The sequence below is a fragment of the Acinetobacter lwoffii genome (assembly GCF_022809915.1).
GTDB classification, from domain to species: Bacteria; Pseudomonadota; Gammaproteobacteria; order Pseudomonadales; family Moraxellaceae; genus Acinetobacter; species Acinetobacter lwoffii_M.
In genome coordinates, this window is the sequence record NZ_JALGQY010000008.1 from 85,845 (window position 1) to 105,987 (window position 20,143).

Here is a 20,143-nt window from a genome sequence, read left to right on the forward strand (position 1 = left end):
TGATCCAACGCTGGCTTAAAGATAATCCCCTTCGCTCTCCGGCTGAAACAGCACTTTTTCAATGGTTACTTTCATGGTATGACCATCCGGTTGTGGCCATTCAATGGTTTGACCTTCCGCTAAGCCCAAAATGGCTGCACCTATTGGTGCGACCACATTGACCTGCCCCTTTTCACCTTTAAATTCGTGTGGGTAAACCAGTGTCACCTCAACAGCTTCCGTAGAAGGTGCAATGGTCAGCAACACACGGGAATGCATGGTCACGATATTGCTTGCGATCGCTTGCGGCTCGACCACTTCGGCACGTGCCAATTCATCCTCTAAGCGGATCATGGTTTCACTCAGCTTGCTCTGATTCTCCAGCATCGTTTCCAGACGATGTAAATCTTGCTCAGATAAAATAATGTTGGGTTTAGTCATCCTTATTACCTTGTTTAATGCATAAATCAAAAATTAATCAATCAACCGCCAGCAGCATTTTTAAATACAGGATTTACCCATATTCAAATGCTACCGATCCATATAACATTTAAATAAAAAGAATGATGTCATTCACAGCGCTTATATCAGCACCACCTTACAGTAACATGGGATTCACTCAAGCGCTCCATCTACTATGATCTTCAGCTCAATAACCTATTAGTTTTTAAAGTGTCAGGTTCTGAAAATAATTCCTGTAAATAATTTCAAGCAAAGCGTGCAACGAATGCATCCATTCTTTTAAAGCATTTAAAAATACAAATAGTTGATAAAAGACTTTAAGCCAGATTGAGAAAAACTCAATATGATTTTATTGATGACTCAATCTCTTGCGGCAAGGAAATTGATCTATGTAAGTCCGATCAAGTCCAAACATCTTTTATATCGTTATTTTTACAGCTATAAAAAAAGCTCCCGGTTGGGAGCTCCTTTCCGTTTATAAGCAATTATGCATAAACTGGGAATTTAGCACATACCGCTGCAACTTTTTCTTTCACCGCGTTGATAACAGCTTCATCGCCTTTAGCATCTAGGATGTCAGCGATCCAGCCTGCAAGTTCACGTACTTCAGCTTCGCCGAAACCACGAGTGGTTACTGCAGGTGTACCGATACGGATACCTGAAGTGACGAACGGAGAACGTGGATCGTTTGGTACAGAGTTTTTGTTCACAGTGATGTGAGCAGCACCCAACCAAGCATCAGCTTCTTTACCTGTGATGTCTTGTTTGATTAAAGACAACAAGAACAAGTGGTTTTCAGTACCACCAGAAACTACGTCATAACCACGAGCGATTAATACTTCAGCCATTGCTTTCGCATTCACAACTACTTGTTGCTGATAAGCTTTGTATTCAGGTGCCATTGCTTCTTTGAAGCAGATTGCTTTCGCAGCAATCGCGTGAACCAAAGGACCACCCTGGTTGCCTGGGAATACAGCCGATTGAAGTTTCTTCTCGATTTCTTCGTTTGCTTTCGCAAGGATCAGACCTGAACGTGGACCACGAAGTGTTTTGTGAGTCGTAGTCGTAGTAACGTCAGCGATTTGCACCGGGCTTGGGTAAACGCCAGCGGCAACCAGACCTGCAACGTGAGCCATATCAACAAATAGGTAAGCGCCAACTTTGTCCGCGATGTCACGGAAACGCTGCCAGTCAACGATTTGGCTGTATGCAGAGAAACCAGCAACGATCATGCGTGGCTTGTGCTCAAGCGCCAAACGCTCAACTTCTTCGTAATCGATCTCGCCAGTTTCAGGGTTTAAACCGTACTGAATCGCATTATATGTTTTACCAGAGAAACTTACTTTTGCACCGTGCGTCAAGTGACCACCGTGAGCAAGGCTCATACCCAGAACTGTATCGCCCGGGTTAAGAAGCGCTAAGTAAACTGCTGAGTTTGCTTGTGAACCAGCATGTGGCTGAACGTTAGCATAATCAGCACCAAAGAGTTCTTTAGCACGGTCAATCGCCAATTGTTCGATAACGTCTACATACTCGCAACCGCCATAGTAGCGTTTACCTGGGTAGCCTTCCGCATATTTGTTAGTAAGTTTTGAACCTTGAGCTTCCATAACTGCTGGTGAGCAGTAGTTTTCAGAAGCGATTAGCTCAATATGAGCTTCTTGGCGAGCATCTTCATTCGAGATTGCTTGAGCTAATTCTGGATCAAATTCAGCGATAGAGATATTGGCAAACATTAGCGAGGTCCTATTGATTTAGGGCTTTTAAGCCGTGCTAAGATTGGCGCGTATTGTAGCATGAAGTTTTAAATTTTCGATCATGAACTTTATTCAGTTTGCAATAAAAATGGCTCATGTCTAAAAAAACATGAGCCATTCAGATAAAAATAAGTTATTGAATTGGCATTAGAGATTTTACATCTGAAATAATATTAGGAATATTCAGTGCATAGACACTACCATGATCCCATTTAGTTACATTTGACTCATCCGTAATATAACGTACTGAAGTTTGTTTCTGATTGGCGAGTGCAACTAAAACATCTGTTGCTGCTTTGGGAACGGTACTATCTGCTGAACCCTGATAAATAATCACTGGCGTAGAAACTTTAACAAGTAAAGGCTGAGAATCTTTTTCTAAGAAGCTCTTTACGACTGGAATACTCATAAAGTTAGTTTGAGTACGAGGATAATTATTTACTGAGTTATTATTTGATTGTGCATAAGCATACATTGCAGTACCAAATTTCTGGCCTAATACATCATAACAGTCAGTTTCTGCATTTTTTGCGATTTCATCGGTTGGCGTTTTAAAAATCTGACTATATTGCAAATTTGGGTTCGGGTTACGCAAACCAGCAACAATCAGTGCAGTAAAGGTATCTAAAGATGCTAAAGTTCCAATTTTTTTATCCAGATTTGTTTCTTGTCCCGCCTGTTGTTCACCTCCTGTCAAAATCAGATTGAAATTTGAAGCCGGTGCTAAAGCTACCGTACCTTTATAGGTCATCTTAGAAGCACGTGCTGCATATTGCGCAGCGCCTAAAGCTGCTTGGCCACCTTGAGAATGCCCTACTGCAACCCATTGATTAGACGCTTGTGAACCTAAATAGTTTCGTGCAGCCACGACTGCATCAGTAATAGAATAAGCTTCGCTTTTCAGATTCAAGAAAGGATGAAGTTCTTTTCCACTCGGCTCTCCTAAACCTTCATAGTCAGGTGCCACTACAATATAGCCAGCTTGGAGAAACCCGCCAATCATGGCTTTAATATAATCATTCAGCGCTTTTCGACTCGGTGCACACTGATCAGCTACCCCGGTAGTTCCATGTGCCCATGCCACAATTGGCCAGCCTGTAGCTGGAGGTGTTCCCTCGGGTGTGAAAACTAATGCAGTAGCTTGTGTTTCCTTACCATTAATTCCTAACATCTTATAAGTCATGATCACACTTTCGTCAGCGATCCCGGAGAAATCCGTTTGAGTATAGGCTACAGGTGTTGCCACGACTGGATTATCGATATTATTTACTGGAATGGCAGGTTTGGACTCGTAAAAACGATCATTATCACTATCATCGTTACAAGCAGTTAAGGCTACACTTAATGTGAGAAGAGTACAGGTCAATACTTGACGTTTCATCGATCTTATCCTTATCTTATTTATTATCATCTCTAATGAGTTTTTCTGGTTTTATCTTTAACAAACGATAAAACCATATGTAATTTCCCAATTTATCTAAACAATATCAAGAAAAGAATGCGTTATTTTTTTGCTAAATTCGCACTGGTTTAGATTTATTATGAAATCAGCATGCAAACTTAAGAATAGAGAGGTTTCTGTCTCCAGAACTATACAAATAGTCGTCATACGTTAAAAAGCCGGTAATTAATACAGAAATAAAGCAATTCAATTGTCAGTTGCAAAATAATAATGTTAGATTTTACTCTCCTCTCTTTTTCAGGCACATTTCCGACATGCAGGCCATTATTCTTGATACCGAAACGCATACTTTAAATGGTCAACCCATCGAAATTGCTTATGCGCCTGTCGAAATTGTAGAACATAAAATAAGTCTGGATAAAAGTCGCCTGTTTGATCAGCTCTACTCATGTGACGAAGCCATTTCTTTTGCTGCCATGGCCGTGCATCATATTCTGGAATCGGATCTGGAAGGTCAGCCGCATTACAGTACCTTTCGCCTGCCTGATGAAACCGTCTACATGATCGGCCATAATATTGATTATGACGTCCGTGCCATCGAAAAATGTGGTGTAGATACTTCAAAAATCAAGGCGATTTGTACACTGGCTTTAGCACGTCGGGTCTGGCCAGATGCGGAAGCACACAATATTTCTGCCCTGATTTATATGATCACCAAAGGCAGCGAAAGAGCGCGTGAAATGATCCGTAAAGCGCATCGTGCCGATATGGATATTATTTTAACGGCCAATATTTTAATGCATATTGTGCATCATTTAAAAATCAACAGTATGCAGGAATTATTCGATGCTTCTGAAGATGCCCGAATTCCACGTACGATTAATTTTGGTAAACATCGCGGCACCGCTATTGCAGAGCTACCTGCTGACTATGTGCAATGGTTGTTGCGTCAAGATGAGCTAGATCCTTATTTACGTAAGGCACTTGAAAATACGGCGATCACGACATTATAGTTTTTATCAAAATAAACCTCTGTATTTTAATAAATACTTCATATTAATGTAATTTTCACAGACTATGCTCTAGCTGAATTTAAGCAACCATCTATTCAGTTATGATGCATTTTTATAAAACTCAACGTGGGATCGAAGTGCTACAGGATCGCTCCATCCCACTGACCGCACGCCAACGCCGCTTATTGGTTCTGATCGGCAGCCAGGATTTCAACTTATTAAATGATGGCTTAAAGCAGCAGCTTGCTCCTGCCGAACTCTTAGATCAACTTTATGCCATGGATCTAATCGTTCCGGCTGAAACTGGCGAGGTAGCCTTCAGTCAAAAGCAAGCAGACGCGAGAACAGATACAAAAGTTGACCTGGCACACTCCGAGATTCACCGTTCGTTGAATTCCTCGATAGCAGCGGATTCTGCAACAAAAGATTTCACCCCCGAGATGGAGCCCATAAAAATATTGCAGAACACTCCATCTGCTGAAACAGATTCAAGCCATGAACAAAAGCTGCCTGAACTCAAACTCATGTCTTTTGAAGACCTCAAATATATGATGATGGAAAGCTTACAAAAATATTGTGGCTTGATGGCCAAACAGCAAATTCACCATATTTTACAGGCACCGGATGTGCGCAGTTTGAAACTTTGTCAAATGCAATGGATCACATCACTTCAGGAAAGTCGCATTGCGCCTCAAAAATTGAATCACATTCTAAAGCAGATTAATTTTGCTTTAGACCACTTGCAGCAAAATGAAGCGCCTGAATAAGAATATCTTAGTCTTTTAAACTCTTAAATAAGCGAGTTTAACAATGAGGCAGCTTTAATTATTTAAGATAACTAATTGGTTATTTGGTATATTTATATTTAAGCGAAATTTAAAGCTCGAAATATCCGACTTAATCGTGATAGAAAAAGAATTACAATCCCGCCATATAGTGAGCATAGACATCCGATTGGATCATGTATATGTCACATTATTTAGAATTCGATGCGTTCGATAATCCCATGCAACTGAGTAAAGTTGGCAACTGGGTGATCACCTTTTTAAGTCCGGTTGAAGAACTGCAATTTGTGCAATTGGCGATTACCTATGTGCTTCCCCGCCAGATCAGTGACAGCTTGCAACCGCGCCGTGTGTTGATTCAAAAAAGTCCCATTGAGCATCATTGGCTGATTCAGGCCATTGAATGTTTTGATAGCACGACTCGTCAGGAAATTTCTTTAAGCCCTGAACATACAACCGCACAGCAAACTTTAGCGCAGATTTTGCAAGAATTTGAAAAATATGATGTGGATGTACAGCTTAAACAGATTTAAATACTTGCTCACTCTAGCGAACTTTTTTATTGGTATGGGGAATTTCTTCGGCCAATCAAGGCTCACTACCACGTTGTCTTCTCTTAGAGATTGAATCAGCTTCTGATTATAGCTGCATACATTAGTATCCAAGCTGGCAAATACCAGAGTATAAAAAACTCACCTAAATGGTGAGTTTTTTAACTGCTGAATCGGTGATTTCGGATAAATAAGTTCAATTTTTTTCTACCTATCTGAAGTTCACTGATTAAATTATTCGACAACGCGATAAATATTTGAAGATTTTTGGCTTTCAAATAATAGCTCAATACTCGGCAGAATCGTTTCACCATCCACCACAATATGTTCAATTTTTTTGACCAACTCAGCTGCATGATGAATGTTGTGCTCTGCAAAGGAACGCAGCATCGCTTTCGCTTCAGTCACTTGGCTAAATTGATCTTTCACCTTGATATCAATCATTTTTGACATTTTTCCTTCCTCTCTCATTATCCAATTTGCAGTTTTTTATACCATAATTAGCCAAGCGATTAGTCTTCAAGATGTTAGCGAATTTGGCAATGTAAACTTTTTTATCTGGATGGATTATAAGAAAAAGAATATTAAACTGAATGAATTGCGCAGACATTAAAAAAGCTCGCATTTCTGCGAGCTCTGTGTTGGATGGCTAGTGCTAGATTTATTGTCTGGTGATAAACATCAAACTCAACTAACTGTCATTGATCCGTCCAACTTATCGGTAGCGTCTTATTGGTTTTACGACCTACCATGAGTTCAATATAGCAGTATTTTTTTAACCGACAATACTCTTTTACACTTCTAAAAGAAGACTTATACAAGATTTCAATTGTCATTTTTTTAAAGCAGATTAAAATATTTCTGGCTTGTATTACGAAGAATTCTACATTCATATCATCTTTATTTAATTCATTGATTTCTAGAAAAATATCTTATTAAACTTACGATTTCCGATTGAATAGCCCGCTCAATACTTTCTTTCCTAACCTCTAATAAGCGCTTCAAAATTTAAACTCGAATATGATTTTTTATGAAAAAATACTTCCGGAAAAGGACGCAATATTCAAAGAAACTGCTGTCATAGAATCTATATGACTAATTTTAAAATGATTATTTTTCAAAAAATGGCGAAAATTCAATCTCCCCATTAAGGTCAATTAACCGTATTTTTGTCTGAGTACTTCATCATTTACATGGGAAAATCAAAATTATTCATTTGATTTTCTGGACGTTAAATACCCTATTTTTATTTGCAGCATAGTTAAATATTCAGAACCTTACTCAGCTTTTCAAATCCACCCTATTTACAGCCAAGCAATCTATAAATTCTAAATTTGATCGAAATAAAAACTCCCATTTAATAGAAATTTAATTTTATATCAACCTTAAACATTGAATATAAATGCAATACAATGCTCATAAATACATCGAGATATATTTAATTTTTTATGTCAGCTAATAATTTTAGGAAACACCTTGATCTCAATTTAAGGCAGTTAATACTTTTATTGGCTATTTTTAGTGTGTCTAGCCTTTTTATTATTTCTCTCATTATTAGCTATCAGATCGTAAAAAATCAGTTAATCGACAATTCCCTTGCCTTAAACGCTGACCATGCCCATAAAATTGCATTAAGCACAGACAACCATTTTAGAAATATGCTTCTTGAACTGGACTATAGCGCCAAGATATTAGGTCAAGACTTTAATAACAATGAGCTGAGAGAAGCCGAGGTCAATAAATTAAAATATCAGTCTGAACACTATAACAGTGTCGTGATCAGTGATACCCAAGGCAGACTAATCAATTTTTCACCGAATATTCTGAATATTGATAGAAGTAAAATACAACATACTCAAGGGATTATTGACTCTCTCCATAAAAAATCGACTTATATATCTTCACCCTATTTTTCTGTACAAAAAAATATGATCGTGTTTATTTCTCAACCTATTTTTGACAAGTCAAATCACTATCAGGGCTTCATCGGTGCAGCGATTTATTTAAAAGAAAAAAATGTAATTAATCAGCTTCTAACCACTTATAAAAATTATAAGAATAGTTATATGTATGTGATTAACAATGAAAATAAAATTATTTTTCATCCGGATCGTGAAAGAATTGGGCAATGGGCCAGCAATAATACTGGTCTGCAATATATGCATGCGCATAAAAATGGTCAAATTCGTTTAATCAACAGCCAGGGCGTTGATAATCTGGCAGGTTTTTCTCATATTCCGACTTCAAACTGGATCGTGGTTTCCCAGCAACCTACCCATGACTTACTTAAACAGGCAAATTCTATCCTTTATAAATTAGCCGCAGGATTCTTTTTATTTTATCTGCTTGTTTTTTATATTGTATGGCGGCTGTCTGATTCTATCTCGGCCCCGTTGAATCAACTGGCAGATATGGCGAGTTTGCTAAATCAGGCAGAAATCGGTTCAAAAATTAAGGATATCCAGCCCTGGTACTATGAGGTCACAAAATTCAAGTTAGCTCTACTGCTCAGTGTTCGAAAGTTTTCACAACAAATGAGCAAGATGGATCATCATATTAATACAGATCCTTTAACCGGCTTGATGAATCGTCGTGGTTTGAATTATGTCATGACTCAAAACATGAAAATGAACATCCCGTTTTCAGTACTTCTGATGGATGTGGATCACTTTAAAAATGTGAATGACAATTATGGTCATGATCAAGGTGATGTTGTCTTAAAGCATATTGCCAAGACGATGCAGCAAAAATTTCGTAAAGATGATATTTGCTGCCGTTATGGCGGTGAAGAATTTATCATTATTATACCGAACAGCAATCTTACTGAAGTTTATGAAAGTGCAGAAAGGTTCAGAAAAGAGATTGCATGTAAAGAAATTCACAACATAGGTTTCATCAGCATTTCGATTGGTATTGCTTCTTGGCCAGACAGTTCTAAAAATATTCTAGACGTTTTGAAAACTGCCGATAACAATCTTTATCGGGCGAAAGACGATGGACGCAACTGTGTGCGTTACTAATTTGATTTTTCAGATTTATAGTTAAATAAATGGTACGCTCAGCGCGCACAAGAATAAAGTTTTATCTTTTTGATTAATAAATATAAAAAATTAATTCTTAATAACATATACCGTAAAAAATACCGTATAAATATTATCTATTTTATATCTTACTTATTGATTGCTCCCCCCTGCATGAGTTTTCAGGCAATCGGAGCATCTATACAAGATCACAATCACTTGCAAATCTTCATAATAATACTGGGTAATAGTAAATAGTTCTTACTACAAATTGTGCAATTATACTATTTCCCTTTACAGGAACGTCTTTAATAGCACTCACTCTCCCATGCTTCACACTAGGCAGAATCCTTAATCTGCTCAAGATAGCAACCATAAAGAGTTTAAAACAATTTTTCACAAGTTGTATTTCTTAAAGAAACTAGTTACGCATCAGTAAATCATAAAAACAGATTTTACCCCTCAATATTATAAATGGATCCAGTTTATACTTTTATTGTACATTTTGTATTGACTATTCGCATTAATAGTCATAAATTGGATCCAATTGATAAGGAGATCAGAATATGTTCATTAAAAATGCTTGGTATGTGGCAGCGCGTCCTGAAGAAGTTATGGAAAAGCCATTAGGTCGTCAGATCTGTGGTGAAAAGATGGTGTTTTATCGTGGTAAAGAAAATAAGGTCTATGCAGTAGAAGACTTCTGCCCACATCGCGGTGCTCCACTATCTTTAGGCTTTGTAGAGGATGGCAATCTGGTTTGTGGTTATCACGGCTTAGTTATGGGCTGTGATGGCAAGACAGTTGCTATGCCTGGACAGCGTGTTCGTGGTTTTCCATGTAACAAGAGTTTCAGTGTTGTAGAGAAATTCGGTTTTATCTGGGTATGGCCAGGTGACCAATCACTTGCAAGTGAAGATCAGTTACCTGAACTTGAATGGGCAGAGAATCCTGAATGGGCATATGGTGGTGGATTGTTCCACATCAATTGCGATTATCGCCTGATGATTGATAACCTGATGGATCTTACTCATGAAACTTATGTTCACTCAGCCAGTATTGGACAAAAAGAAATTGATGAAGCAGCACCTACTACTCGTATAGATGGGGATCATGTTATTACAGAACGTCATATGGAAAGTATCTATGCACCTCCATTTTGGCAAATGGCATTAAGAGGCAACAATCTGGCGGATGATGTTCCGGTAGACCGCTGGCAGATCTGTCATTTCTTTGCGCCAAGTAATGTTCATATTGAAGTTGGCGTAGCACATGCAGGTAAAGGTGGCTATCAGGCAGCTGCCGAGCATAAAGTATCTTCTATTGTGGTGGACTTTATTACGCCTGAAACAGAAACCTCTCACTGGTATTTCTGGGGTATGGCCCGTCACTTCCAGCCAGAGAATGCGGAACTGACAGATCAGATCCGTGAAGGACAAGGCAAGATTTTCTCTGAAGATCTGGACATGCTGGAACAGCAACAACAAAACCTGCTCCGCTATCCTGACCGCAAGTTGCTGATGCTGAATATTGATGCAGGCGGAGTGCAAGCACGCAAAGTGATTGATCGTCTGATTAGCCAAGAACAGGTTAACGAGATTGCAGGCAAAGAGCAGATTCCGTCAGTCACGCTTGGTTAAATAGTTAAAGTTTTAGAACAGTATTTTGATTTTTTAAATTTTAGGAGCGGCACTCACATGGAAGTGACCATTCATCAGATCCATCAACACAATTCTCAAATAAATTCATTTGAGCTCATGAGTTGTAATGGGGAGCCTCTACCTCCTTTTAAAGCAGGTGCTCATATTGATGTATATATGGGCGAAGGCTTAATACGCCAATATTCCTTGGCGAATTGCAGCAGTGAACAGCACCGCTATGTAATTGGTGTACTGAATGATCCAAACTCACGTGGTGGCTCACGCTTTATGCATGAACAGTTACAGGTGGGGCAACGCATTCAGATTAGTGAACCCCGTAACCTGTTTGAGCTGAATACAGAGCTTGAACATGCAGTCCTATGTGCAGGCGGGATTGGGATTACACCAATTCTGGCAATGGCCAAAGAGTTAAAACGACTGAAAAAATCTTTCAAACTGTTTTACTTTGTTAAAACCCGTTCGGCAGTGGCTTTTCATGAGGATCTCAATCTTCTAGGTGATTCAGTTCATCTGCACATTGATGATGAAGCCGCCACACATTGCAACTTACTAAGTGCGCTTGCTCAGTCTGACTTAGCACATCATGTTTATGTATGTGGTCCACAAGGTTTTATGGATTTCGTGATCCAGACTGCCCAACAGCAATCCTGGCCTGAGACGCATATTCATAAAGAACACTTTAGTGCTCCAGCAATTGATACCAGTGAAGATGGTAGTTTCAATATTAAAGTTAAAAAAACCGGCCAACTGATCCATGTTGCACAAGACCAAACAGCTGTACAAGCACTTGAAGCTGCTGGGGTAAGTATTCCTGTTTCTTGCGAACAGGGTATTTGTGGTACCTGTTTAGTGAAGGTAGTAGAGGGTGAAATTGACCACCGGGATATGTATTTAACTGAAGAAGAACAGGCGGCACAAGATCAATTTACTCCATGCTGCTCGCGTGCAAAATCTAAAATGCTAGTTATTGATCTTTAAAAAATAAAAAACTGCTATCTCATTAGAACTAGCAGTTTAATCTTTCTCCACTTTCCACCCTTCTGCACCCTCAGAAGGGATTTTTTTATTTAAAGAAAAGGCTTAACCTTAGGAATGCGCATGTGAATTAAAAATAGAACGCATCATATCGCCCAGAGTGACTACATGGCTATGTTCACGCATCAGACTCTCTGCTCGTGCTGAATCACGATTTTTTAAAGCATTGAAAATGGCACAGTGTTGAATATGGGCATGATGCAGACGGCGAATTTCTGAGAGGGGATTATTTTTATCATAAGTTAAGGCTTGGGCAGAAGCCATGGGTAGCTGATTATTCTTACTCAGAGCCTGCACAATAGCGATATTATCTGAGCCTTGAATAATCGTATTATGAAAAATGGTATTGTAATAATGATAGATTTCAATATCCTCATTACTTAGTTCAGTTTTTTTAAATATTGGCTCTATTTGAGTAATGCACTGCATTAGCTGATCTTTTTGCTGCGTACTTAGCCCTTTTTCTGCCAGTTTTTTTGCTGCCAGGCCTTCAAGCACTCCTCGCACCTCAAGTGCATCCTGAATCAACTTGGGAGAAATTTCTCTAACTGTATAGCCGCGGGTTGGATTTTTTAATAATAATCCTTCTTGCTCAAGCAGTTTAAATGCCATACGCACCGGTTGACGTGAAACTCCAAGCATTTCTGCTGTTGGAATTTCAGCCATGCGAGCACCGCCCGGAATTTCACCTGAAATAATCATTTTTCTAAGTTCAATCAGTACTTGCTGACCTGATGACATGGACTTACTCATTTATAATATGTGTACTGATGCTACCGGGTGCATGAAAATAATTCAACAGAAGTCATGAAGATCCTATTCAGCTTATTAAGTTATTGCTTCCTCAAGAATAGACATTGAAAAGTAGCTAGACGAACTCAAATCCGACCTGATGATATAGAAAATTATCCTTCCTGAAAATGCTGTAAATTAATGGCCATGATTTCAAGATTATTCCTGATCAAAAAGGCCAGATTAATATCCACGCCTTTTAGCATCGTTTGTTCCAGTTCCTGAACGACTGCCCGACACTCGCTTAATTTATTTAACCCTGCTTGAGTGACATTGACAAGAATACGACGACCATGAGATGGGTCCGATTCCTTACTAATCCAGCCGCTACTTAATAAATCCTGTAGAATTTTATTAGTCGATTGGGGTTTGATAAAAGAACGCTCCGCCAGTTTGGCATTGGAGAGATTTCCTTTTGCTGCGAGTACTGACAATGCCGTGAACTGAGGCAAAGTAATATCTAAAGGCTTTAGGCGTTCATTCAGTAATTTACTAATAATACGATCAACACGAGCTATCATATAGCTCAGGGTTGGCAGTTGATTTAACTGATGTTCCATAATACTTAATTCAACCTTAAATTCTAACCATTAAAAAGTATGGCCAATTCGGCCATACTTAAGTCATCACATTACTGAGTTTGAGTTGATGTATTTAATACAGGGACCTGCCGTGAAACTTTTGATTTACGAACCAAAAGTAACGCTGCGATCATTGCCATTAAAATCAGTGGAATACTTGCACCAATGACCATCGCTGAACTTGAACCGAGCGATAACAGCATACCTGCGAAAAGAGGCCCGGCAAAAGAACCAATTCGACCAACTGCAACTGCTGCACCAACCCCTGTTCCACGCATTTCAGTTGGGTAGAACATGGCTGCAAGACCATACAATGCAGACTGACCACCGACAATAAATAGACCACATCCGACAGCAGATAATACAAGTAATGCCACGGTTGGTGAAATAGCCAGACAACACAGCGAGACTAGAATACCAATGTAAATCAGTTTGACCGTAGTACTCATTCGAATTTTATCTAGCAAGACGCCCATTAAAATCGAACCAAATATACCGCCAATATTATAGCCAATCTGAACATAGTTTGCTTCCGTCTTACCTAGGCCTTGTGCACCCATTAACAGAGGTAACCAGTTGAGCAGGAAGTACAGCACCACAAGGGTAAAGAAGAAACTGACCCAGATCTGAATGGTAGAGAAACGACGTTCTTTGGCAAACAGCACTTCAAAGAATGGTGTCGAAGTTTTTTGCTTCGCTGCTGTCAAATAGTCTTTCGATTCAGGTAAGAATTTAATTAATAAAGGAATTAATAAAATCGGGGCAAAACCACCGACATAGAAGATATGCCGCCACTGCGCATCACCTGCAAGTGCCATCGCGACAAATGAGGTCAACATACCGCCAAATGGAATACCACTGTACATAATACTGACAGCAATCCCTTTATGTTTCTCCGACACAGCTTCCGATGCCATAATAATCATCATTGGCAATGCACCACCCATCCCAAGACCGGTCAAGAAACGAATAATCAGTAACAAGGTATAGTCTGCTGCATAGGCAGTTAACACCGACATAACACCAAAAACTAAAATACTTGTTAACAAAACTGCTTTACGCCCGATTTTGTCTGCAAACCGTCCACCAATGATTGCGCCTGGTAAGGTTCCCAAAATTGCTGCACTAAATGCCCATGCCATTTGGGCATTGTCCAAGCCAAACTCCGCTCGCATCCGTGGTGCTGCAACGCCCATCGATTGAAGATCAAAACCCTCAAACACTGCAATTGCAAAACACAATACGAGTGTAAGCGTAGCTTTACCTTTGCTACTTACACTATTTTCCATTCGTTATTGTCCTTTTAGAATTTTTTAATTCATACACTTCCTATGTATTGCTTTCCGTCCTAAGCAATTCAAAAAATATCACCTAAACTTATAATTTAATCAATATGTATTTTTATATTTTTACAATTTAAATATTTATTTTATTAAATTACATCATCTTATAAATTATTTTTAAAAAATGCAAAATAAGACTTGAATGTAAGTTTAACTGATATTAGATTAAATCCTATCAGGACATAAAACGAACATTAAGGAGCAACACATGTCTTATCAAAACCGCTGGGAAACCGTTGATGTACAAGTTGATGCAGGTATTGCATGGGTTACTTTAAATCGCCCAGAAAAGAAAAATGCAATGAGTCCAACACTCAATAAAGAAATGATAGATGTACTTGAAACCTTAGAACTTGACCCTGCAGCGAAAGTACTTGTTTTGACTGGCGCTGGTGATTCATGGACAGCGGGTATGGATTTGAAAGAATATTTCCGCGAAGTTGATAATCAACCGGAGATCTTCCAAGAACGTATTCGCCGTGATGCATCTCGCTGGCAATGGCATTTACTTCGTTTCTATTCAAAACCAACAATTGCGATGGTAAACGGTTGGTGTTTTGGTGGTGGCTTCTCTCCTCTGGTTGCCTGTGATCTTGCCATTGCTGCAGACGGAGCTACTTTTGGTTTATCTGAAATTAACTGGGGCATCCCACCAGGTAACCTTGTAAGCAAAGCAATGGCGGATACAGTTGGCCACCGTACTGCGATGTACTACATCATGACTGGCAAGACCTTTTCAGGTGTTGAAGCTGCCAATATGGGCTTAGTCAATAAAAGTGTTCCACTTGCTCAACTTCGTGCTGAAGTAACTGAACTTGCTAACAACTTACTTGAGAAAAATCCAGTTGTACTGCGTACTGCGAAAAATGGTTTCAAACGTTGCCGTGAACTAACTTGGGAACAAAACGAAGATTACTTATATGCAAAACTGGATCAATGTAATCATCGTGATGATGAAGGTGGTCGTGAACAAGGTCTGAAGCAATTCCTTGATGACAAGTCAATTAAGCCAGGTCTTCAAGCTTACAAACGCCCTGCTTAAGCAGTATCAATTCACATTCGTCATGATGGACATGTAAGGAAACATTTGCCATGCAAAACGTACAGTTACTTATTCACGGTCAATCCGTTGCAGCAAGTTCAGGACAAACTTTTGAAAGAATCAGTCCGATCGATGGCTCAATTGCTTCAATTAGTGCTGCTGCAACTTTATCGGATGTTGATCGTGCGATCGAATCCGCACACGAGGCATTTAAATCATGGTCTGCCCTTTCTCCAACAGACCGTCGTTTAAAACTGCTTAAAGCGGCCGACCTGATGGATCAAAAAACTGAACAATTTATTCAGACTGCGATTCATGAAATAGGTTCAACTGCAACGTGGTATGGTTTTAATGTTTACCTTGCAGCCAATATTCTACGCGAAGCTGCAGCTATGACCACACAAATTGATGGCAGTATTATTCCATCAGATGTACCGGGCAATATGGCGATGGGCATTCGCGTACCCTGTGGTGTTATCGTCGGGATGGCACCATGGAACGCCCCTGTGATTCTTGCCACACGTGCATTAGCTATGCCTCTTGCCTGTGGTAACACTGTGGTCCTTAAAGCATCTGAAGCATGCCCTGCAACACATCGTCTGATTGGTGAAGTGTTACATGAAGCAGGGATTGGAGATGGGGTAGTCAATGTCATCACTCATGCGGCCCAAGATGCCCCTCAAATTGTGGAACGCTTAATTAGCCACCCACTAACCAAGCGTATTAATTTTACCGGTTCAACCCATGTGGGCCGGATTATTGCTGAAACAGCAGCAAAATATTTAAAACCGGTCCTGCTCGAACTTGGTGGAAAAGCACCTGTGATTGTGCTTGATCAAGCTGACATCGATGAAGCGGTCAATGCCGTGACCTTCGGTGCATTCTTTAACCAGGGTCAAATCTGTATGTCGACAGAACGTGTTCTTGTTGATGAAAAAATTGCTAATTCCTTTATCGAAAAACTCGTGGCAAAGGTCAAAACTATTCGCGCTGGCAATCCACTTGAGAATGATGCTCCACTTGGTGTACTGGAAAGCTTAAAAGCAGCTGCACGTATTGGGAAGTTAATTGAAGATGCACGTGAAAAAGGTGCAAATTTACCACTCGGCTTGGACATCCAAGGTGCTATTATGCAACCTACAATAGTGGTTGATGTCACCAAAGAAATGCAGATTTATGCCGAAGAATCGTTCGGTCCTGTCTGCACAGTACAACGCTTTAAAACAGTTGATGACGCCGTAGAATTGGCAAATGATTCTGACTTTGGTTTGTCAGCAGCCGTGTTTAGCCAAGATTTAGCACAAGCGCTTGCCGTAGCAAAACGGATTGAATCCGGTATCTGCCATATCAATGGTGCCACTGTACATGATGAAGCACAAATGCCATTTGGTGGTGTCAAACAAAGTGGTTATGGACGATTTGGCAGTAAAGTTTCTGTGGCTGAGTTTACTGAATTACGTTGGGTGACCATACAAACCAGCCCACGCCACTACCCAATTTAACGAAAGTAAGAGAGTTGACATGAAGTCAACTCTCTTCGTTGAAAAAGAATAGATAAAAATACATGGAGTAATAACAATGGCACACATGACAGTTCAATCACATAAGTATCCTGAACGATTTGTTAAATTAGGCAGTCATGAAACACATGTTGAATATAAGAATGACGTCTTATACATTTCTCCCAAAGAACAACTTAAGCCTTATCCGCAAAAATTGACCGATCGTTTATTACAGTACGCAGAAACACATCCAAACCTTGTCTTCGCCGCTAAACGTGATAGTTCAGGTCAATGGATTGAACTGACATATGCAGAAACTGCGAATCGTGCATGGCGTATCGCCCAAAGCTTAAAACAATATCCGCATTTATCGACCGAACGTCCCATTGTTATTTTGTCTGGTAACGATCTCGAACACCTCACCTTATCCATGGGCGCAATGCTTGCAGGGATCCCATTTTCAGCTATTTCCCCTGCTTATTCTTTAATTTCCAAAGATTTTGGCAAACTCAAACATGTCTTTGATGTCCTCACGCCAGGTTTAGTTTTTGCCAATGATGGAGAGGATTTTGCTACTGCCATTGAGTACTGCCGTAATGCTGATGATATTGAAGTCGTTACAAACTCTGGCAAACTCGGTGAAAAAACTTGTATTGCTTTCTCTACGCTTCTTGAGTCTGAAATGACAGATATTAAAGCGCACTACGAAACGATTGATGAACATCAAATTGCCAAATTTTTATTTACCTCTGGCTCGACCAAAATGCCAAAGGCAGTACCGACCACACATTTGATGCTCTGCACCAACCAGCAAATGTTGCTGCAAACTTTCCCTGAATTTGAAGAAACACCACCGATTTTGGTCGATTGGTTGGCATGGCATCATACCTTCGGGGGGAGCCATAATGTCGGAATTGCACTCTATAATGGCGGTACGATTTATATTGATGATGGCAAACCGGTGCCGGGGAAAATGGATGAAACTATTCGTAACCTGAAAGAAATTGCACCAACGGTATATTTAAATGTACCGAAAGGTTGGGAAGAAATCACGGTAGCACTTGAACAGGATGCTGAACTCCGTGAAAAATTCTTTAGCCGTGTCAAAGTATTGTTTTTTGCTGGAGCTGCACTATCTGAAGCAGGTTGGAACCGTCTAGATCAGATTGCACAAGCCCATTGCGGTGAACGCATCCGTATTATGAGTGGCTTAGGCATGACAGAAACCGCGCCATCTTGTGTATTTACTACAGGTCCTAAAGTCATGGCAGGCTTTATTGGCTATCCAGCGCCGGGCTGTGAAGTCAAACTGGCACCATGTGGCGATAAACTTGAATTTTGTGTTCGTGGCAAAAATGTCATGAGACATTATTGGCGTCTGCCTCAAGAACAACAAGCTGATATTTTCGATGAAGAAGGGTTTTACCGTACCGGCGATGCTGTAAAACTTGTTGATCCAAACGACCCAAGCCAAGGCCTTATGTATGACGGACGTATTGCCGAAGACTTTAAACTCAATACCGGCACCTTTGTTAATGTGGGCACCTTACGGAATAAAGTCCTGATTAATGGCAATCTGCTTATTCAAGATGTCTGCATTACCGGTTCCAACCTGAATGCGATTGGTTTTCTGATTTTCCCGAAAATTTCAGCTTGTGCTGAATATACCGGTTTAGATCTTAAACACACGACGGCCCAAGAAGTGTTGAGCCACCCTAAAGTGCAGCAATGGTTTAAACAATTTCTGGTGGACTTCAATAAAGACGCTACTGGCAGTTCAAATACCGTATCAATGCTGTATTTAATGACAGAAGCTCCACAGCTGGATGCCGGAGAAACCACTGATAAAGGTAACTTAAATCAGAGTGGCATTTTGAAACGTCGTGCTGCCATGGTGCAGGAACTCTATGAGAAACATGTCAATAATCCACTGATTATTCGTATTCCAACCCTTAAACAATAAGCCCTTACCCTGAGTTTAGCAGCGCTTTTTATAGCGCTGCTTGGGCAGTTGCATCCAAATTAAGGATAATTCTATGCAAAAAGATAGTGATTTCGAGCTATTTCGTGATAATTATCAACGTTTTTTAGCAGAACACGTTGCACCATTTTATGAAACTTGGGAAGAGCAAGGCTTAATCCCTCGTGAACTATGGCACAAGCTTGGGGACAATGGTTTTTTATGTGTTGATGTCCCTGAAGAGTACGGGGGCTTTGGTGCACCGATTCACTATTCACAAATGTTGGTCCAGGAAACAGCCAAAGCTGGTTTTACTGCCTTGGCAGTCGGTATTGGAGGGCAAAGTGAACTTGTCTCCCCTTATATCCAAAATATTGGTAGCGAAGAACAAAAACAATATTGGTTACCCAAGATGGTCTCGGGTGAGGTAGTCACCGCGATCGCAATGACCGAAGCGAATGCTGGTTCAGATTTACAAGCAATTCGTACCCAGGCCATTTTAGATGGCGATCATTATGTGGTGGACGGTTCTAAAACCTTTATTTCCAATGGGCATCATGCCGACTTAATCGTACTGGTTGCAAAAACTGACCCGCAAGCACGTGCCAAAGGCATTTCCATTTTACTCGTTGATGCTCATTTAAATGGAGTGAAAAAAGGACGCGGCCTGAAAAAAATTGGACTACATGCTCAAGACACTGCTGAACTGTTTTTCGACCAAGTTTATGTACCTAAAAATCAACTTTTGGGACAAGAGGGTCATGGTTTTAGCTATCTGATGCAAGAACTCCCACGCGAACGCCTCAGTATTTCACTCATGGCACTTGGAGCAATCCAAGGTGCTATCGACATTACCAAAGAGTATGTACTTGAACGTAAAGCCTTTGGTCAAGCTTTATCCCAATTCCAGAATACACGTTTTGTGCTTGCGCAAGCACAAATTAAAGCACTTGCAGCTGAAGCATTTGTAGAACGCTGTAAAGACCTATATAGCAAAGATGTCCTAAGTGTGACTGAAGTGGCCGCATTGAAATGTTTTATTACTGACACCCAATGTGAAGTCATTGACCAGCTCCTGCAACTGTTTGGGGGCTACGGCTATATGCAGGAATATCCAATTTCGCGCTTCTTTGTCGATGCGCGTGTGCAAAAAATTTATGGGGGAACCAATGAAATTATGAAGGAGATGGTAGCACGCGAACTCTTGGGGAAATAAAACACGCATGACTTAAAAACAATATTTTCAATAATGTTTCAG

17 protein-coding genes are annotated in these 20,143 nt (G+C 40.1%); 10 read left to right on the forward strand and 7 right to left on the reverse strand.

All coding sequences use genetic code 11. The features are described 5' to 3' along the window. Positions 1 to 15 precede the first annotated feature (15 nt). From rnk to MTX11_RS06140, 3 genes are all read right to left on the reverse strand, one after another. Positions 16 to 420, reverse strand: a complete 405-nt coding sequence (gene rnk, locus MTX11_RS06130) for a nucleoside diphosphate kinase regulator (protein WP_044112091.1) — start codon at positions 418 to 420, stop codon at positions 16 to 18. Positions 421 to 926: 506 nt separating this feature from the next. Then, positions 927 to 2,177 carry a serine hydroxymethyltransferase gene (gene glyA, locus MTX11_RS06135; RefSeq protein WP_005103619.1) on the reverse strand — a complete coding sequence of 417 codons (1,251 nt, stop codon included), beginning with the start codon at positions 2,175 to 2,177 and terminating at the stop codon, positions 927 to 929. Positions 2,178 to 2,331: 154 nt separating this feature from the next. Beyond that, the gene (locus MTX11_RS06140) at positions 2,332 to 3,579 is read right to left on the reverse strand and encodes an alpha/beta hydrolase (RefSeq protein WP_114541920.1); all 1,248 of its coding nucleotides are present in this window, start codon (positions 3,577 to 3,579) and stop codon (positions 2,332 to 2,334) included. Between the two features lie 335 nt (positions 3,580 to 3,914). Between MTX11_RS06140 and MTX11_RS06145 the strand changes: the two genes are divergently transcribed. The 3 genes from MTX11_RS06145 to MTX11_RS06155 all read left to right on the forward strand — a co-directional run bounded on the left by MTX11_RS06145 (position 3,915) and on the right by MTX11_RS06155 (position 5,931). Then, on the forward strand, positions 3,915 to 4,613 hold the full coding sequence (locus MTX11_RS06145) for a DUF3820 family protein (RefSeq protein ID WP_004645595.1): 699 nt from the start codon (positions 3,915 to 3,917) through the stop codon (positions 4,611 to 4,613). A gap of 101 nt (positions 4,614 to 4,714) precedes the next feature. Next, on the forward strand, positions 4,715 to 5,380 hold the full coding sequence (locus tag MTX11_RS06150) for a hypothetical protein (protein ID WP_243474642.1): 666 nt from the start codon (positions 4,715 to 4,717) through the stop codon (positions 5,378 to 5,380). A 200-nt stretch (positions 5,381 to 5,580) separates the two neighbouring features. Then, complete coding sequence (locus tag MTX11_RS06155) at positions 5,581 to 5,931, forward strand: hypothetical protein (protein WP_005247477.1); 351 nt, start codon at positions 5,581 to 5,583, stop codon at positions 5,929 to 5,931. Positions 5,932 to 6,183: 252 nt separating this feature from the next. On the opposite strand, the gene MTX11_RS06160 is transcribed toward MTX11_RS06155, so the two are convergent. Beyond that, positions 6,184 to 6,402, reverse strand: a complete 219-nt coding sequence (locus MTX11_RS06160; RefSeq protein WP_005103627.1) for a hypothetical protein — start codon at positions 6,400 to 6,402, stop codon at positions 6,184 to 6,186. A gap of 995 nt (positions 6,403 to 7,397) precedes the next feature. Here MTX11_RS06160 and MTX11_RS06165 point away from each other — a divergent pair. From MTX11_RS06165 to MTX11_RS06175, 3 genes are all read left to right on the forward strand, one after another. Beyond that, entirely contained in the window at positions 7,398 to 8,969 is a 1,572-nt protein-coding gene (locus MTX11_RS06165; protein ID WP_243474643.1) for a sensor domain-containing diguanylate cyclase, read from the forward strand. Positions 8,970 to 9,535: 566 nt separating this feature from the next. Then, positions 9,536 to 10,609, forward strand: a complete 1,074-nt coding sequence (locus MTX11_RS06170) for an aromatic ring-hydroxylating dioxygenase subunit alpha (RefSeq protein ID WP_243474644.1) — start codon at positions 9,536 to 9,538, stop codon at positions 10,607 to 10,609. A gap of 57 nt (positions 10,610 to 10,666) precedes the next feature. After that, positions 10,667 to 11,608, forward strand: coding sequence for a PDR/VanB family oxidoreductase (locus MTX11_RS06175; protein WP_004892393.1), 942 nt, complete (start codon positions 10,667 to 10,669; stop codon positions 11,606 to 11,608). 108 nt (positions 11,609 to 11,716) lie between these two features. Here MTX11_RS06175 and MTX11_RS06180 read toward each other — a convergent pair whose 3' ends face one another. The 3 genes from MTX11_RS06180 to mhpT all read right to left on the reverse strand — a co-directional run bounded on the left by MTX11_RS06180 (position 11,717) and on the right by mhpT (position 14,327). Further along, positions 11,717 to 12,406 (reverse strand): GntR family transcriptional regulator, encoded by a 690-nt coding sequence (locus tag MTX11_RS06180; RefSeq protein ID WP_004892390.1) that lies wholly within the window; start codon positions 12,404 to 12,406, stop codon positions 11,717 to 11,719. Positions 12,407 to 12,570: 164 nt separating this feature from the next. After that, positions 12,571 to 13,017, reverse strand: coding sequence for a MarR family winged helix-turn-helix transcriptional regulator (locus MTX11_RS06185; RefSeq protein ID WP_004892388.1), 447 nt, complete (start codon positions 13,015 to 13,017; stop codon positions 12,571 to 12,573). A gap of 71 nt (positions 13,018 to 13,088) precedes the next feature. Next, positions 13,089 to 14,327 (reverse strand): 3-(3-hydroxy-phenyl)propionate transporter MhpT, encoded by a 1,239-nt coding sequence (mhpT, locus tag MTX11_RS06190; RefSeq protein ID WP_114541911.1) that lies wholly within the window; start codon positions 14,325 to 14,327, stop codon positions 13,089 to 13,091. Between the two features lie 262 nt (positions 14,328 to 14,589). Between mhpT and MTX11_RS06195 the strand changes: the two genes are divergently transcribed. The 4 genes from MTX11_RS06195 (at position 14,590) to MTX11_RS06210 (ending at position 20,101) form a co-directional block, all read left to right on the forward strand. Next, positions 14,590 to 15,423, forward strand: a complete 834-nt coding sequence (locus MTX11_RS06195; protein WP_243474645.1) for a p-hydroxycinnamoyl CoA hydratase/lyase — start codon at positions 14,590 to 14,592, stop codon at positions 15,421 to 15,423. A gap of 50 nt (positions 15,424 to 15,473) precedes the next feature. Then, positions 15,474 to 16,925 (forward strand): aldehyde dehydrogenase, encoded by a 1,452-nt coding sequence (locus MTX11_RS06200; protein WP_243474646.1) that lies wholly within the window; start codon positions 15,474 to 15,476, stop codon positions 16,923 to 16,925. Between the two features lie 85 nt (positions 16,926 to 17,010). Continuing rightward, positions 17,011 to 18,888, forward strand: coding sequence for a feruloyl-CoA synthase (locus MTX11_RS06205; protein ID WP_420909229.1), 1,878 nt, complete (start codon positions 17,011 to 17,013; stop codon positions 18,886 to 18,888). A gap of 73 nt (positions 18,889 to 18,961) precedes the next feature. After that, complete coding sequence (locus MTX11_RS06210) at positions 18,962 to 20,101, forward strand: acyl-CoA dehydrogenase family protein (RefSeq protein ID WP_243474648.1); 1,140 nt, start codon at positions 18,962 to 18,964, stop codon at positions 20,099 to 20,101. Positions 20,102 to 20,143: the final 42 nt, after the last annotated feature.

What these genes read in the sequence shown, in the direction of transcription:
- MTX11_RS06175 (WP_004892393.1), top strand. Translation starts at nt 10,667, where the DNA reads ATGGAAGTGACCATTCATCAGATCCATCAACACAATTCTCAAATAAAT.
- MTX11_RS06170 (WP_243474644.1), top strand. Translation starts at nt 9,536, where the DNA reads ATGTTCATTAAAAATGCTTGGTATGTGGCAGCGCGTCCTGAAGAAGTT.
- MTX11_RS06185 (WP_004892388.1), bottom strand. Translation starts at nt 13,017, where the DNA reads ATGGAACATCAGTTAAATCAACTGCCAACCCTGAGCTATATGATAGCT.
- MTX11_RS06160 (WP_005103627.1), bottom strand. Translation starts at nt 6,402, where the DNA reads ATGTCAAAAATGATTGATATCAAGGTGAAAGATCAATTTAGCCAAGTG.
- glyA (WP_005103619.1), bottom strand. Translation starts at nt 2,177, where the DNA reads ATGTTTGCCAATATCTCTATCGCTGAATTTGATCCAGAATTAGCTCAA.
- MTX11_RS06155 (WP_005247477.1), top strand. Translation starts at nt 5,581, where the DNA reads ATGTCACATTATTTAGAATTCGATGCGTTCGATAATCCCATGCAACTG.
- MTX11_RS06205 (WP_420909229.1), top strand. Translation starts at nt 17,011, where the DNA reads ATGACAGTTCAATCACATAAGTATCCTGAACGATTTGTTAAATTAGGC.
- MTX11_RS06200 (WP_243474646.1), top strand. Translation starts at nt 15,474, where the DNA reads ATGCAAAACGTACAGTTACTTATTCACGGTCAATCCGTTGCAGCAAGT.
- MTX11_RS06180 (WP_004892390.1), bottom strand. Translation starts at nt 12,406, where the DNA reads ATGTCATCAGGTCAGCAAGTACTGATTGAACTTAGAAAAATGATTATT.
- MTX11_RS06210 (WP_243474648.1), top strand. Translation starts at nt 18,962, where the DNA reads ATGCAAAAAGATAGTGATTTCGAGCTATTTCGTGATAATTATCAACGT.
- MTX11_RS06195 (WP_243474645.1), top strand. Translation starts at nt 14,590, where the DNA reads ATGTCTTATCAAAACCGCTGGGAAACCGTTGATGTACAAGTTGATGCA.
- mhpT (WP_114541911.1), bottom strand. Translation starts at nt 14,327, where the DNA reads ATGGAAAATAGTGTAAGTAGCAAAGGTAAAGCTACGCTTACACTCGTA.
- rnk (WP_044112091.1), bottom strand. Translation starts at nt 420, where the DNA reads ATGACTAAACCCAACATTATTTTATCTGAGCAAGATTTACATCGTCTG.
- MTX11_RS06140 (WP_114541920.1), bottom strand. Translation starts at nt 3,579, where the DNA reads ATGAAACGTCAAGTATTGACCTGTACTCTTCTCACATTAAGTGTAGCC.
- MTX11_RS06165 (WP_243474643.1), top strand. Translation starts at nt 7,398, where the DNA reads ATGTCAGCTAATAATTTTAGGAAACACCTTGATCTCAATTTAAGGCAG.
- MTX11_RS06150 (WP_243474642.1), top strand. Translation starts at nt 4,715, where the DNA reads ATGATGCATTTTTATAAAACTCAACGTGGGATCGAAGTGCTACAGGAT.
- MTX11_RS06145 (WP_004645595.1), top strand. Translation starts at nt 3,915, where the DNA reads ATGCAGGCCATTATTCTTGATACCGAAACGCATACTTTAAATGGTCAA.